Annotated in this window: 15 protein-coding genes and 3 pseudogenes; 5 read left to right on the top strand and 13 right to left on the bottom strand. The window is 42.4% G+C overall.

What is annotated here, in order from left to right:
- Positions 1-124: pseudogene (locus tag IM496_RS14505) on the top strand (IS630-like element ISMae26 family transposase); the annotation flags it as partial.
- 191 nt (positions 125-315) lie between these two features.
- On the opposite strand, the pseudogene IM496_RS22450 reads toward IM496_RS14505, so the two are convergent.
- A pseudogene (locus IM496_RS22450) lies at positions 316-432 on the bottom strand (DUF29 family protein); the annotation flags it as partial.
- A gap of 5 nt (positions 433-437) precedes the next feature.
- A complete protein-coding gene (locus tag IM496_RS14500) occupies positions 438-1,145 on the bottom strand; it encodes a DUF8619 family protein (protein WP_002803997.1) in 708 nt (235 codons plus the stop codon).
- Between the two features lie 463 nt (positions 1,146-1,608).
- Between IM496_RS14500 and IM496_RS14495 the strand changes: the two genes are divergently transcribed.
- From IM496_RS14495 to IM496_RS14485, 3 genes are all read left to right on the top strand, one after another.
- Positions 1,609-2,337 (top strand): Uma2 family endonuclease, encoded by a 729-nt coding sequence (locus tag IM496_RS14495; protein ID WP_287662335.1) that lies wholly within the window; start codon positions 1,609-1,611, stop codon positions 2,335-2,337.
- Entirely contained in the window at positions 2,334-3,779 is a 1,446-nt protein-coding gene (gene cobJ, locus IM496_RS14490; protein WP_287662334.1) for a precorrin-3B C(17)-methyltransferase, read from the top strand. The genes IM496_RS14495 and cobJ overlap by 4 nt, the downstream gene beginning before the upstream one ends.
- 307 nt (positions 3,780-4,086) lie before the next feature.
- Complete coding sequence (locus IM496_RS14485) at positions 4,087-5,430, top strand: chloride channel protein (protein WP_287662333.1); 1,344 nt, start codon at positions 4,087-4,089, stop codon at positions 5,428-5,430.
- Positions 5,431-5,550: 120 nt separating this feature from the next.
- Here the strand turns inward: IM496_RS14485 and IM496_RS14480 are convergent, their stop codons facing one another.
- The 7 genes and pseudogenes from IM496_RS14480 to IM496_RS14455 all read right to left on the bottom strand — a co-directional run bounded on the left by IM496_RS14480 (position 5,551) and on the right by IM496_RS14455 (position 7,818).
- Positions 5,551-5,655, bottom strand: coding sequence for a hypothetical protein (locus IM496_RS14480; protein WP_287662337.1), 105 nt, complete (start codon positions 5,653-5,655; stop codon positions 5,551-5,553).
- Positions 5,656-5,690: 35 nt separating this feature from the next.
- Complete coding sequence (tumE, locus tag IM496_RS14475; protein ID WP_287662330.1) at positions 5,691-5,933, bottom strand: toxin TumE; 243 nt, start codon at positions 5,931-5,933, stop codon at positions 5,691-5,693.
- The gene (tumA, locus tag IM496_RS14470; protein WP_002804003.1) at positions 5,923-6,153 is read right to left on the bottom strand and encodes an antitoxin TumA; all 231 of its coding nucleotides are present in this window, start codon (positions 6,151-6,153) and stop codon (positions 5,923-5,925) included. The genes tumE and tumA overlap by 11 nt, the downstream gene beginning before the upstream one ends.
- Positions 6,154-6,355: 202 nt before the next feature.
- Positions 6,356-6,523 (bottom strand): annotated as a pseudogene (locus tag IM496_RS22735) (DUF5615 family PIN-like protein); the annotation flags it as partial.
- A 32-nt stretch (positions 6,524-6,555) separates the two neighbouring features.
- Positions 6,556-6,828 (bottom strand): DUF5615 family PIN-like protein, encoded by a 273-nt coding sequence (locus IM496_RS14465; RefSeq protein WP_228009584.1) that lies wholly within the window; start codon positions 6,826-6,828, stop codon positions 6,556-6,558.
- Positions 6,825-7,049 (bottom strand): DUF433 domain-containing protein, encoded by a 225-nt coding sequence (locus IM496_RS14460; RefSeq protein ID WP_002745983.1) that lies wholly within the window; start codon positions 7,047-7,049, stop codon positions 6,825-6,827. Before IM496_RS14460 ends, IM496_RS14465 begins: the two co-directional genes overlap by 4 nt.
- A gap of 238 nt (positions 7,050-7,287) precedes the next feature.
- On the bottom strand, positions 7,288-7,818 hold the full coding sequence (locus IM496_RS14455) for a hemolysin (protein WP_287662328.1): 531 nt from the start codon (positions 7,816-7,818) through the stop codon (positions 7,288-7,290).
- 130 nt (positions 7,819-7,948) lie between these two features.
- On the opposite strand from IM496_RS14455, the gene IM496_RS14450 reads away from it, so the two are divergent.
- On the top strand, positions 7,949-8,437 hold the full coding sequence (locus IM496_RS14450) for a helix-turn-helix transcriptional regulator (RefSeq protein ID WP_194015219.1): 489 nt from the start codon (positions 7,949-7,951) through the stop codon (positions 8,435-8,437).
- 66 nt (positions 8,438-8,503) lie between these two features.
- Here the strand turns inward: IM496_RS14450 and IM496_RS14445 are convergent, their stop codons facing one another.
- The 4 genes from IM496_RS14445 to IM496_RS14430 all read right to left on the bottom strand — a co-directional run bounded on the left by IM496_RS14445 (position 8,504) and on the right by IM496_RS14430 (position 12,599).
- Positions 8,504-8,935 carry a DUF29 domain-containing protein gene (locus IM496_RS14445; RefSeq protein ID WP_194015217.1) on the bottom strand — a complete coding sequence of 144 codons (432 nt, stop codon included), beginning with the start codon at positions 8,933-8,935 and terminating at the stop codon, positions 8,504-8,506.
- 78 nt (positions 8,936-9,013) lie between these two features.
- Positions 9,014-10,765, bottom strand: coding sequence for a mechanosensitive ion channel family protein (locus IM496_RS14440; RefSeq protein ID WP_287662327.1), 1,752 nt, complete (start codon positions 10,763-10,765; stop codon positions 9,014-9,016).
- A 171-nt stretch (positions 10,766-10,936) separates the two neighbouring features.
- Positions 10,937-12,340 (bottom strand): glutamate decarboxylase, encoded by a 1,404-nt coding sequence (gene gad / locus IM496_RS14435; RefSeq protein ID WP_194015213.1) that lies wholly within the window; start codon positions 12,338-12,340, stop codon positions 10,937-10,939.
- A gap of 28 nt (positions 12,341-12,368) precedes the next feature.
- Complete coding sequence (locus IM496_RS14430; protein WP_238142095.1) at positions 12,369-12,599, bottom strand: DUF1345 domain-containing protein; 231 nt, start codon at positions 12,597-12,599, stop codon at positions 12,369-12,371.
- Positions 12,600-12,742: the final 143 nt, after the last annotated feature.

Below are 12,742 nucleotides of genomic sequence, written 5' to 3'. Positions count from 1 at the left end.
GTTAAGAAAACTGAAGGCGAGAACTTACAAAGACTTAATAGAAGGGATTGAATTGGCTATGTTAGAAGTTACTCAAAAAGATATTCGCAATTGGTTTACTCACTGTTGCTACTGTACCTCATAAGTCAGAGAATTGCTATAGACAATCTTCCGGAACCAGTGGACATAGCTAATATGTTGACACATGAAACTCTGTAAATAGCGCAGTTTATCTAATAAACGCCAGTTCAGTTTAAGGGAATTTTGCCATAGCTTCCACGAAAGAATAGGAGTTTCAGGCTACGGTAGCATCAGGGTTTTAGATTATCCCGAACTGAGGTTAAATAAGCTTTCATCGGTTAAATATCGCTTTAAACTAGGGTTATTGTCCAAATAAAGCCTAATATTAGCTCTTTCTCCTTGAATACTTCCCAACCAACCCCGGGATCGCCGAACAATTAACGGGTTTTGCGTCTTCGGATGACATTATTAGAATAACGAGAAGGCTTTGGCCGGGGTTCTTTTCCCCCTCCTAATTCGCGACTAACTTGCTGAAAAATATCCCGTCGCAGCACAGGATATTCCCCTATCCACTGGTCGAGTTGGGGAAGATGGACATCAGAAAGTTGATTGATATCCCCTAAATCGGGGTCCTGAGACATTAACAAAGCTTCGGCCACCATCCCGGGACGGATCGATTTATGGATGCGTTTGAGGGGAGCGCGAACGATCGCCGAAAAGCCAGTTTGATCACCGATTTCTAGATTAATACAGCGTTGGCGATTTTCGATAATCTCTAATTCCCCGCGTTTATTGACCCTTTCTTCTTCCCCGATTAATTCCTCGGTAACAAAAGCATCGAAAACGCGACCGCGCCAAAACCCCCCGTAGGGAAGACGACGATAGGTATTATTGCGAACACTGGCCCAGTAAACCGGACCCCAGAGCCAATATAAACCGGCGATAATGTCGAATATCAGTTTAATTGTTAAACCACCGGGACCGAATAAATTACCGATTAACCAAGCTGCGGTGAGAGCGATGATAGAAATAAATAAACGGCGCAGAAAATCGGACCATTTACCCCAATAGTGAGCGTACTGGGGACCTGTGGCGATAATCGGGACAATTTGCTCGATCGATTGACGGGTAAGGGGAACCAACATTATCAGTTATCGGTTATTCGTGAATGGGTAGGCTCTAGAAGAGGACGTTTACCTTTCATTTAGGCTCGCTGTATCAGTTATGACAGCATTTCTCATAACTAGATGAAGTGTAACCTAATTTGGTATCGACTACCGACTTACTAAAAGGAAAATTTTGTACCTCATCACTAAGATAAATGGTATAGTTTTGGGTAATTGTCTATCTGTTGGTCGCCATTCATACCATCGCTAAAAGCTCAGGACTTCCGGCGAAATTTCAGTTAAAAGTTAAATCCCTCAAGAAGTCCAATGAAACAATCTATAGCGTTTTTCAGTCTGCTGAGGTACAAAAGTTATGGGTTTTAGGCAAAAGGCAAGAGGCAAAAGGCAAAAGGCAAAGGGGAAGAAAAACAGGTGTACCTCACTAGCTTAGGAAACGCTATATAATAAAATCAATGCTGTTTTGTTCCCAAAGACTGCCACCATGACTTCTTCCCCAGTTAAATCCTTAACTTCTCAGACTGTAACCACTCAACATTTACCCCCTTTAGAAAATGGGGACCGCTTAATTCGTCCCGAATTCGAGCGCCGTTATCAAGCTATGCCAGGATTAAAAAAAGCCGAACTTATCGAAGGAGTTGTGTATATGGCATCCCCATTAAGGTTTAAATTTCATGCTGAACCCCACGGCAATCTTGTTGGTTGGCTATGGACATACAAAGTTGCTACCCCCCAAGTAAAAATGGGTATTGAGCCAACAGTCCGCTTGGATATAGACAACGAACTACAGCCGGATGGGGTGTTATTAATCAGTCAAGAAAGCGGGGGAAAATCAACCCTAAGTGTAGAGGGATACCTAGAAGGATCGCCGGAATTAGTGGTAGAAATTGCCGCTAGTAGTGCCGCCATAGATTTAGGTGATAAAAAACGTGCTTATCGACGCAGTGGTATTCAAGAATACCTTGTTTGGCAGGTATTTGATCAAAAAATTGATTGGTTTAGTTTAGAAAATGGCGATTATATTTCTTTGTTACCCAACCAACAAGGGGTGATTTGCTCTCTAGTATTTCCGGGTTTGTGGTTAGATATTTCAGCCATGCTCAACGGCAATATGTCACGGGTGTTAGACATCTTAAAAGCTGGAATTAACTCGGTAGAACATCAAGAATTTATCCAAAAGTTAACTGCAGCGCAGTCGGGGGAAGCTAAATGAAACCTCCAGCTATTCTCATTTTAGGAGAAACCAGTATCCCCGTTGCTCGTCAAGTGCAAATGGCCCTACCGGAAGCAATAATTTATGGGTTAATAGATCGTACCCATTCGGCTGATTTTACCTATACTAATTTTGGCGAAACGGTGCGAGAATTTTTCCAGACGGGAACGCCAATTATTGGCATTTGTGCGGCGGGTATTTTAATTCGCACTTTAGCACCTTTATTAACTAATAAATGGCAAGAACCGCCTGTATTAGCAATCGCAGAAGATGGCAGCGCCGTAGTGCCTTTGTTGGGGGGTTTACAAGGCGTTAATGATCTCGCTCGTCAAATTGCCTCGGTTTTGCAAATTTCCCCCGCAATTACCACCACTGGTGATATTAGATTTAAAACGACTTTATTATCGCCACCACTGGGTTATCAGTTAGTTAATCCCGATGATGCTAAGAAGTTTCTTGCCGATTTATTAGCCGGTGAAAAAGTAAAATTAATCGGTGAAGCGGACTGGTTAAAAAATAGTAATTTACCAATTTCATCAGCTGCAAAATTGAGCATTGAGATTATCGATAAAAGTAACTTAAACTTGGCAAAACCTAGCAGTGACTGTTTAGTTTATCTGTGGGAGGAAAGCCCGCAAATTAAGGAAAAATCTGGTTTACTACTGGGAGATTTAGAGCAGGAAAGTCAAGGTAAATTAGCCATAGTTGGAACTGGACCGGGTGCGCTAAATTGGATGTCGCCGGAAGTTCGAGAAGTGTTGGAAAAAGCCACAGATTGGGTGGGTTATAAAACCTATTTGGATTTGGTAGAATCTCTGAGAAAACAAGAAATTGTCCGCCATGAATCGGATAATCGGGTGGAACTCGATCGCGCAGAAATGGCCTTAGATTTAGCGGCTAAGGGGCGATCGGTTGTCTTAGTTTCCTCTGGAGATCCTGGCATTTATGCCATGGCTGCAGCCGTGTTTGAGGTATTAGAAAAAAAAGCAAAACCGGCATGGGATGCGATCGCCATTCAGGTCTGTCCGGGGATTTCGGCCATGCAGGCGGCGGCTGCGAGGGTTGGCGCACCTTTAGGCCATGATTTTTGTGCGATTTCCCTATCAGATATTCTCAAATCTTGGCAGGTGATTTCTCAGCGTATTGAGTTAGCAGCCCGGGCAGATTTAGCGATCGCATTTTATAATCCTGTGTCTCAAGAGCGCACTTGGCAATTAGAGAAGGCAAAAGAGATTTTATTACAATGGCGATCGCCGCAAACTCCCGTGGTATTAGCGCGTAATTTAGGACGAAAAGGGGAAACAGTGACGGTGAAATTCCTAGGGGATATGACTATTAACGATGCGGATATGCGAACCATAATTTTGATTGGATCTAGTAAAACTCGCCTGATTGAGCAGGGTAAAACCAAGCAGTGGGTTTATACTCCACGTCACTATTAGGTAGTCGTGCAAAATTAATTTCTTGGTTGGAATAGGCAATCGGCAAGAGATATTTACAGATATCTCGTTGCAAGGATTTCCCTTGTAACACGGGGAAGGAAGGAAGATGCTCACTTTTCCCATTGCAAGATGGAACCTTGGCACGAGACAAGAGAATCCGGCAATTAATTCTCCTGTTGAGGGGGAGTCTGCGGAGAACCGTCCCATCGAAAGGACTTAGTATATAGTGAAAACTTTCAGGGTGTTTTGCTTGACTACTCAAATGGACTTGCTATCAGAACAATAAAAACTTAACTTTCCTTGCGCGATGCTAAATAACAAACTACAACTTCTCTTAACCAGGGTAGGCCCATGGGCTGTTGCTGGTCTGCTCGGCGGTTTGATCGGTTCTCTGGCCGCGGTACTGCTGACTGAGGCAATTAAGCAAACCCTCAGAATTGCCTCTAACCTAGGCAACGTCTGGCTACTGCTGCTGCCTCTGGTGGGCGTTACCTTAGCAGTGCTAGTCCTGTTTGGACTGGGTAGGGGCCAACCTGTGCAGATCTTAGCTCCCCGCGGGGCGACTGCCTCTGGCCGCTGGGGTTCTCTCATGGCCTGGTACTCCTTCCCCCATGACATTGCTCGCGCCGATCTGACCGGTGACGTGGTGAACGCATCCGGTGCCGAAGAGCGCTTCCCTTGGAATCTAGCACCGTTGCGGGCCCTAGCCATCCTCTCCACTGTTGGGCTGGGTGCGCCCATGGGAACGGAATCACCGGCGGCTCATATTGGCGTGGCGACGGGAACTTGGTTGGGTACCATAAATCCAGCCCTAGGTCAACTGGTGCGGCCCCTGGCCATCGGTGGCGGTGCGGCAAGTGTTTCTGCCCTGATGGGAATCCCTCTGGTGGGCAGCTTTTTTATGTTTGAGTTGAGTCAGCGACGTCAGGTTCCGATCACCCCGGAGCGAGTGGCGGCGATGTTAGCCGGGGGACTGGTGGGATGGGGGGTCAACGCTGCCTTTAAGCTGCAACTGATCCGGCTGGTGGTGCCGCAGGTTGCCCCGACTGACTTCGGGGATGCGGTGGCTGCCACTTTGTTGATCGGAGCGATCGCTGGCACGATTACAGCCCTCACCGGTGAGGCGATCTACTGGGCCAGAGGCTTGCGGGACAGGCCTGGCACTCGTCTCCTCATTGGTGGCCTGATGATGCTGTTCTTGGCGATCGTGATCGGACAGGTGGCGACTCCGGCAGCGGCTTTTGGACCAGGGGGAGCCGCTATCCTCTGGGCCGAAAACACTGAAACAACTCCTTACCACCTGTTGGCAGTAGCTCTGCTCCGGGCTGCGGCCACCACCGCTGCGGTTTTAGCTGGGGGCTGTGGCGGCGTGTTTGTCCCTTTTCTGGCGATCGGCGACCTCACTGGCCGGGTGTTCGCCACCACCTTTGAAATTTCGGGGGATCTGGCGGGTGCGGCGGGGGCAGCGGCCGGTATTGCTGGCGGCTATCGCCTACCTCTGACCGCCGTGACGATGGTGCTGGGAGTGGGTGGCCCGGCGGCAGCGCAGCTAACCTGCCTTGCTACAGTGGTGGTTGCTGCCCTTTCGGGATTGGTGGCCGCACGGGTAGCCAATCAACTCTCCAGTTCCCTGCGGGCAATGTTCCGCTAGAAGCCACCGTCAGGGGAATTACCGTGATATCCAGAGGGTGCAAGTTCTTTGCGCCCCTACTTTTGGGATTGCCGCCCAACGCAATCTACCAGATCAGCGATCGCATTAAATACGTTTTATTTACCTCAATAACTCTGTTGCTTCTTTTAAGACTTGAGTAATTTCAGGTTTGTGACAACTAATTACATCGTTTGGTAAATGCTTGTGATGGGGAAAAGTAGAAATATTGGGAAAGTGAGGGGTACTATCATAGCGAAAAACTAGGTTGTTTTTTCATCTTGGAAATGGTAACGATAATCTAGGAATTCTAAGTAATTGTCTGTGATTACTATAGCTTCGTTTATTTCTAATAAATGGATCTGCTTGAAACGCAACCCAATTCTTAAATTAGCTCTTTGTGATGTCAGTATTTCTTCTTGATAAGGTTCTACATAAGCATTTTCACACTGCACAATTGCTTGCTCTACTTGATTGAGGTAATCAGATAAAAGTTTAAGCAGCATGATTTAATCTTTGTTCTAATTCTTGACGCAAAGCAAGGTAATGACGATAATCGTTTGCCCATTCTATAAATATTATATCATCTGACAATATTCCCTGATTGTATTCGTTATAAAAATCTTCGGAATCCATTTTATGTTGGTTCTCATAGACGCTAAGTCGCTTGGCAACAGCAATCAAAGCATCTAAAGATGATGTATATTGAATGGTCTGTTTACGCATTTTTCTTTTACTCTAAAATAATGATATTTTGATTATAAACGATCACGCTCAAACAAAAACATAAATCGTAGGGTGCGAAGCGCGAAAGCGTAACGGACTAATTTAATGATAAAGATTGGTGCGTTGGGCGCAGATTGTTAATTTGAGTTTTTTAACAGAAGTTATCGCCACCTAAAGCACCCTACAAGATCAGCGATCACACTCAACTTAATATCAACAGACTTTCTGTTTCACTATCAAAAAATTCAACAATAATTAAAAAATAAACTCTTAAAATTTCGATAATCTTTGCAGTGGGACTATTGCCAATACGAAGATAGATAAATTTTGGTGGATGACCATATAATAGACTGCGCTGATGAAAATCGGCGGCTCTTCTCGACTTTGTGTGATAATTTTTGCTTATGGAATCGTGAAATGCTTATCGGGCAACACTTTTAGGACTATTTTGTCGAAGAAACTATCAGTATAGACCTCGTTTCCACACAGAAACCAGAAGAGCCAATCGGCATCTTTAGAGACAATTACAAAATCGTTGAATTTGGCAAATTCCCAGATAAGTGCATCATCAGTATTGATCAGTCCTAAAGTCTTGACGTGCTGAGAATCAGAATATAAATCAATTATTTTATCAATAATCCGATCTGACAAATTTTCATCTAATAACAGTTTCATAAAGAGGTGATAAATAATTTTTTCTCTCGATCAGCAGCAAAGGCCAAACAAGCTTTGATATCCTCGGAAGTTAATTCTGAAAAATCCTCAAGAATTTCTGCTTCTGTCATTCCTGCTGCTAAATATTCTAGAATATCGTACACAGTTATACGCATTCCTCGAATGCAGGGTTTTCCGCTGCGTTTTCCAGGTTCAATGGTAATAATGTTTTGGTAACTCATAATGCTTTAACTATTTTTACCTTCCCAATTATATCTTATTCGATGACAGAGATCGCACTCCACCCCACCGACAAGAACGATCACCCTTCAACTTCGTACCACTCTTAGGGTGTAAAGTGCGAAAGCGTAACGCACCAATTTAATAATAAATTTGCTGCGTGGGGTGCGGATTGTTAATTTTGGTTTTTTAACAGAATTGGTGGCCACCTAACGCACCCTACAAAATCTGATAGTTGCATTAAACAAAGTTAAAATAACTACTATTTAATTGCAAACTACTATTATCTTGAACAACTGCTATCAAATCTGTACCATTATAAATAAGTGTATCTGAAGCACCTCCTCCAACCATATTTTGTTTTTTAAGAGTAATAGATACTCCACTTACTTTAACTTGAATGCGATCAACAAAAGAGGTAAAATCAGCTATTACTGCATAACCTGGTCCCATATTAAGATTACCTCGATCATTCCCAATTACAAATGTATCACGACCCGCACCTCCAACTAAAGTATCATATTCTGGGACAGTTAGACCGGGGATGCCGTAGTAATAATTAAGAGTGTCTGATCCTTGCAAAATATCGTCACCATCGCCTCCATCAAGATAGTCATTTCCTTCACCTCCCGCAAGAGTATCATTTCCACGACCGCCATATAATTTATCATCCCCACCAGCCCCAAAAATATAATCATTTTGAGCAGATCCGTAGATTCTATCGCCATTTTTAGTACCAGTATAACTGGTAGGAGGAGTATAACTAGGCATATTTAATTACCTCAATTAAAAAGTGGTTGTTTACTAATCATTTACAATAAGTTATAGTTCTACATCATTCAATTAGTCAACACTAGGAATTATGCTAGAATCTGACTAGGAAATTTTTAGGCAAAAATTTATGGATACCAATAATGACCCTTTTTCCCGAGCTATGAGTCAATGGGACTTAGAAACTCTTTATCTTGATCTTGCTTCTGTTAAGGGAAAGCGACTGACTCCTACTGAAAAAAAACATTTACAAGGATTACTCTGCGGTTATAGTCCCACAGAAATTGCTGAAAAACTCAAGAAGAGTCGTAAAGGAGTTGAGGTAGATTTATGCACTACGCTCTATCAATACGTTAAAGAACTGGTGGGTAATAATAATGGCAAGGTAGAGAATTGGCGTAATATTGCTGAATGGTTAGAGGATGCTGGTTATAAAAAAGATTTTTCTCTTGAATACGATGCCAGTGATTCTATTTCTGCTTTCATTGTTGTGAAAAGAGCGAATATAAAGATTGAAAAAAATCAATTGATGATTGATGTTAATATTCGTTTAGCAACTCCTTTGCCTTCAGAAATGTCAGCAATAAATATTGAAAATAGAGAAGAAGAAAATGACTAGGGGTTTCGGCTGGTTTTGGTAGGCACAATGTATTATAAGATACAGTCGTTAGGTGAGGAGATTCGTCTATCGTTCCGACAAATGAAGAGAACGATTTAAAATATCCTCAATACCGTAGGGACAAATGGGGGGAAACTCTAATCCCGTCTCTCTAAAAGCATCGGAACAAGCAACAGCATAGAGTTTAAATAGGCTTTCATCGGTTAAATATCGCCTTAAACTGGGGCTATCGTCCAAATAAAGCCTAATATTAGCTCTTTCTCGCTGAATAGTTCCCAACCAACCCCTGGATCGCCGTTGAGGTTGATAGTCCCACTTTAATAAATGATGCAAAATTAATCTGAGACTAGCAAGTAAGCGATCGCGCTCCCGTTTCGACAAATCCCGCACCTCTTCGACTAAATTCTCAATATCTAACTCGGAAAACCGACCAGAAGCTAATAAATCGGCCATTTGTTCGGCCCAAAGTCCAAAGTCTTGCTCATAGGATGCCGTCATCGATTTATCTCCTTCTAAGCTCAATTAACATTATATTAATAATCCGCCCAAAGTGAGGGCTTAAAAACGGATTTACTATCATAATGTGTTGTTTTCTTGATTGTCTGAAGATTGAACGCGAAAGGGAGGCGCGACATAATCGGAAGGTAAATAATTTTCGGGGATAGTTGTTGTATTTCCATCTCGTAGGGAAGTGTAACTGGGAGAGAGAATCTCAATCCCGGCTTCATTACACTTGTCTTGAATATTCTGATGGAGTTCTGAATAAATTATTACCATCAAATTGGGTTGGTTAGTGTAAGCATTTAATTGATAACTGATGTAAAAATTATCTAGGCTAGTTTGCAGGACAAAAGGTGCGGGTTCCTTGAGAATATGCACAGTTTCTAGAGCAGCTTCAATTAAGGTTGTGTGGGCTTTTCGCCAGGGCAGATCGTACCCTAGGGTAATCGTTGTCTGAATAATTAGATTTCTGTTTAATTCCCGTGAGGAAATACTAAAGTTAATCACATTACTACTTAATAAAGATGAGTTAGGAATAGTAATAATTTTATTAGTGGGAGTGCAAATGCGAATGACTAGGAAGTTTTTTTCAATTAGATCGCCAATTACCTCTCCTACCTGAATGTGATCTCCGATGCGAAAGGCACGGGTATAGATAAGAATAATTCCCCCGATAACATTGGCAATAGCCGAAGTAGAACCAAGGGATAAAAGAAGACCGAGAAAAACAGAAACACCTCGGAAAGCAGGGGAATCAAAACCGGGCAAATAGGGAAAAGCCACTATTGCTGCTATGGCAATAATTATGACTAATAGGATATTGTAAGTCGGTTTAGCCCAATCAGTATAAAAACCAGGAATAACCAGATTTCCTCTTTCTATTGCCGTAAAAAATGGCTTGATTAGCCGGATTAAGTAGTAGGTTATAAAAATGATTATCGCAATAATAAAGGCATTGGGAAGATATTGACCAATGGACGATAAAACCAGTTCTAATGATTGATAAAAATAACCTAAAATACTCTCGCCAAAAACTCTTGTCCAGGGGAATAAACGAAGTACAAATGTGGCATAATTAAATAATAATAAAAACAGAAAAAATAAGCGAATTATCCGAAGAAATCGCAACCAAAAAAAGCTGATTTTAGAGGAAGATATGATCTCAACATTCCCGATTTGAATGCCCGGTGTTAAGGATTCAATCAAACGTCTAATGAAGGGAAATAGCTTCCCTGAAATTTTGATAACTGCAAAGCTAATAATCAAGAAAGCAAAGGTGGATATAACCGTATAAATGATATTCTTAAGTAGTTGTTCGGGTTTTCGATCTTGGCGATATTGAGCGATAGCGACCTGAATTTTTTGTAAAGCTTGTTGAGCTAAAAGCTCCGGTGTTGAACGATAGGCTTTTGCATCTTGCTTCGTCACCGTTAGAATTACTTCTTGATCTACACTTAAATAAAGTGAGTTATCATCAGGAATCTGCTCAATTGTCAGGTTCTCAATAGGAATAGAATCATTTTGAGCAATTCTTTCAATTCTCCGGGTAATAGCGTTAGCTCTCTCCTCCGCCGAAAATGAAGAAACTCCCCGTCGGATAAAAAAGAGGGGTTTTCCATCTAACATAACTGGAAAGCCGTCAATTTTGTTTTCCGGTTGTGTCGGATTTTGAGCTATTCCCAAAAGAGGAGAGGTGAGAGTCAGTAGTAAAACTACAACAAATATTACCAAAGTATGCCCAATTTTTTTCATCCATCCTCTAGCTCTAGATGGTGTAGTTAGCATTAAATATCTTTGATTAATATCGACAAATGGTACAAATTTCATAGGATTAAGTCAGATTTTTTTGGGTGTATTCGGGTAAGATTTAGGCATTACTGTTCTCGATGAGGTGCAGAGATCCTAAGTTGAGACAGGAGTGGAAAAACTGGCAACACCAAAACTTTGTAAGGGTTGCCAATATTTAGGAAATTTAAGCGAGTTTTTCCTCAACATCTTTTAGTGATGAAAATGGGAACCAGATAATTTTGACTGATAATGAGACTGAGATTTAAAAAAGGCGATCGCTGACCGAAGATCCCGCAACAACAGATCCGCCATATCGCGACTAAATCCCTCCTTGATCACCACGCGCTGCACGGTTAAATCTTGGCGATTTTTGGGCATTGTATAGGCAGGAACTAACCAACCCCGCTCGCGCAATTTATCGGCTAAATCGAATAAACTATAATTAGTTTGATCGCTAATTGTCTCCTTTAATTTCCAAGCAAAAACTGGAATAGTGCTACCGTCGGTAATCAATTCAAACGGCCCCATCTTAGCGATTTCCCCCGATAAATACAAGGCCGTATCTCGACAGGCTTGATGAATTTGTCGATAACCCTCTTTACCCAAGCGTAAAAAATTATAATATTGGGCGACTACTTGATTGCCGGGACGAGAAAAATTCAGAGCAAAATTAGGCAGATCACCGCCTAAATAATTACAATGAAAAATTAATTCTTCTGGCAATTCTTGCCGATCTCGCCAGATAATCCAACCGACACCGGGATAGACTAAACCGTATTTATGCCCAGAAGCATTAATCGATTTAACCCATTTGAGGCGAAAATCCCAGACTAAATCGGGATCAAGAAAAGGAGCAATAAAACCACCACTAGCACCATCGACGTGCAGGGGAACTTGCCAGCCAGTTTCTCTGTTCAATTTTTCTAGGGCATCATTAATTTCTTGGACGGGTTCGTAACTACCATCAAAGGTACTACCCATAATGGCAATTACCCCGATCGTATTCTCATCAATTAGTTTAATTGCCTCGGTCGCATCGAGATGAAAACGATTCCCTTCGATCGGCACAAAACGCGGTTCTACCTCCCAATAACGACAGAATTTTTGCCAACAAACCTGCACATTAATGCCCATGACTAAATTAGGTTTATCGGTGGGTTTACCCTCTTTTTGTCGGCGTTTGCGCCACTGCCATTTTAAAGCTATGCCTCCCAACATCGCCGCTTCACTGGAACCAATGGTAGAACAACCGGTTGCCGCTTCGCTTTCGGGAGCATTCCAGAGTCTAGCGATCATATTCACACAACGCAATTCAATTTCGGCGGTTTGTGGGTATTCATCCTTGTCGATCATGTTTTTATCGAAGGTTTCTGCCATTAATTGTTTGGCTTCCGGTTCCATCCAAGTGGTGACAAAAGTAGCCAGATTCAGGCGAGAATTACCATCAAGGGCAAGTTCATCGCGAATTAAATTGTACGCCACCGCCGGCGGCATTTCTCCCTCGGGAATCTCGTATTTAGGTACGGCGGAAGTCAGAGCGCGGGAAGCATAGGTGGGGGTAATTAGTGCCTCTTCCGGACTGAGGCGATCGAGATTAATTTTCTGATGAACCATAACTTCCCTAATAAAATATCTTTTTTGCTCAGAGTAAATTACCAATCATTCCAAAAATAATAGCAATAATCGAGACGGATAAAAAATAGGAAAGCATCCCGTAGGTTGCTACCAGTCGCCGCATTGCCCTACTATTAACACTTGTATCGGAGGTTTGATAACAAGCCGCCATACAAAAACCTTGATCGAGAAATTCCGTCCAATTAGGTTGATCGCAGTCGGGAAAAACTAGGCCTTTACCATCATGATAGTAGCGCACTGCATAGTTACTAATTCTGTACGCAAATATTGCATCTAGAATTAGCTTTGTACGCTTTGACCCGTACTGGGTTAACTACGAACCTCTCTATCGGATTCCCGCTAAAGGCGGCCTCTCCGACTACCTTTCTTCCAATATTTAAG

Source organism: Microcystis sp. M049S2 (genome assembly GCF_020245625.1).
GTDB classification, from domain to species: domain Bacteria; phylum Cyanobacteriota; class Cyanobacteriia; order Cyanobacteriales; family Microcystaceae; genus Microcystis; species Microcystis ichthyoblabe_A.
This window is presented reverse-complemented; position numbering and strand designations above follow the sequence as displayed.

What these genes read in the sequence shown, in the direction of transcription:
- IM496_RS14485 (WP_287662333.1), top strand. Translation starts at nt 4,087, where the DNA reads ATGCTAAATAACAAACTACAACTTCTCTTAACCAGGGTAGGCCCATGG.
- tumA (WP_002804003.1), bottom strand. Translation starts at nt 6,153, where the DNA reads ATGCGTAAACAGACCATTCAATATACATCATCTTTAGATGCTTTGATT.
- IM496_RS14450 (WP_194015219.1), top strand. Translation starts at nt 7,949, where the DNA reads ATGGATACCAATAATGACCCTTTTTCCCGAGCTATGAGTCAATGGGAC.
- tumE (WP_287662330.1), bottom strand. Translation starts at nt 5,933, where the DNA reads ATGCTGCTTAAACTTTTATCTGATTACCTCAATCAAGTAGAGCAAGCA.
- IM496_RS14500 (WP_002803997.1), bottom strand. Translation starts at nt 1,145, where the DNA reads ATGTTGGTTCCCCTTACCCGTCAATCGATCGAGCAAATTGTCCCGATT.
- IM496_RS14440 (WP_287662327.1), bottom strand. Translation starts at nt 10,765, where the DNA reads ATGAAATTTGTACCATTTGTCGATATTAATCAAAGATATTTAATGCTA.
- IM496_RS14495 (WP_287662335.1), top strand. Translation starts at nt 1,609, where the DNA reads ATGACTTCTTCCCCAGTTAAATCCTTAACTTCTCAGACTGTAACCACT.
- gad (WP_194015213.1), bottom strand. Translation starts at nt 12,340, where the DNA reads ATGGTTCATCAGAAAATTAATCTCGATCGCCTCAGTCCGGAAGAGGCA.
- IM496_RS14465 (WP_228009584.1), bottom strand. Translation starts at nt 6,828, where the DNA reads ATGAAACTGTTATTAGATGAAAATTTGTCAGATCGGATTATTGATAAA.
- cobJ (WP_287662334.1), top strand. Translation starts at nt 2,334, where the DNA reads ATGAAACCTCCAGCTATTCTCATTTTAGGAGAAACCAGTATCCCCGTT.
- IM496_RS14460 (WP_002745983.1), bottom strand. Translation starts at nt 7,049, where the DNA reads ATGAGTTACCAAAACATTATTACCATTGAACCTGGAAAACGCAGCGGA.
- IM496_RS14455 (WP_287662328.1), bottom strand. Translation starts at nt 7,818, where the DNA reads ATGCCTAGTTATACTCCTCCTACCAGTTATACTGGTACTAAAAATGGC.
- IM496_RS14445 (WP_194015217.1), bottom strand. Translation starts at nt 8,935, where the DNA reads ATGACGGCATCCTATGAGCAAGACTTTGGACTTTGGGCCGAACAAATG.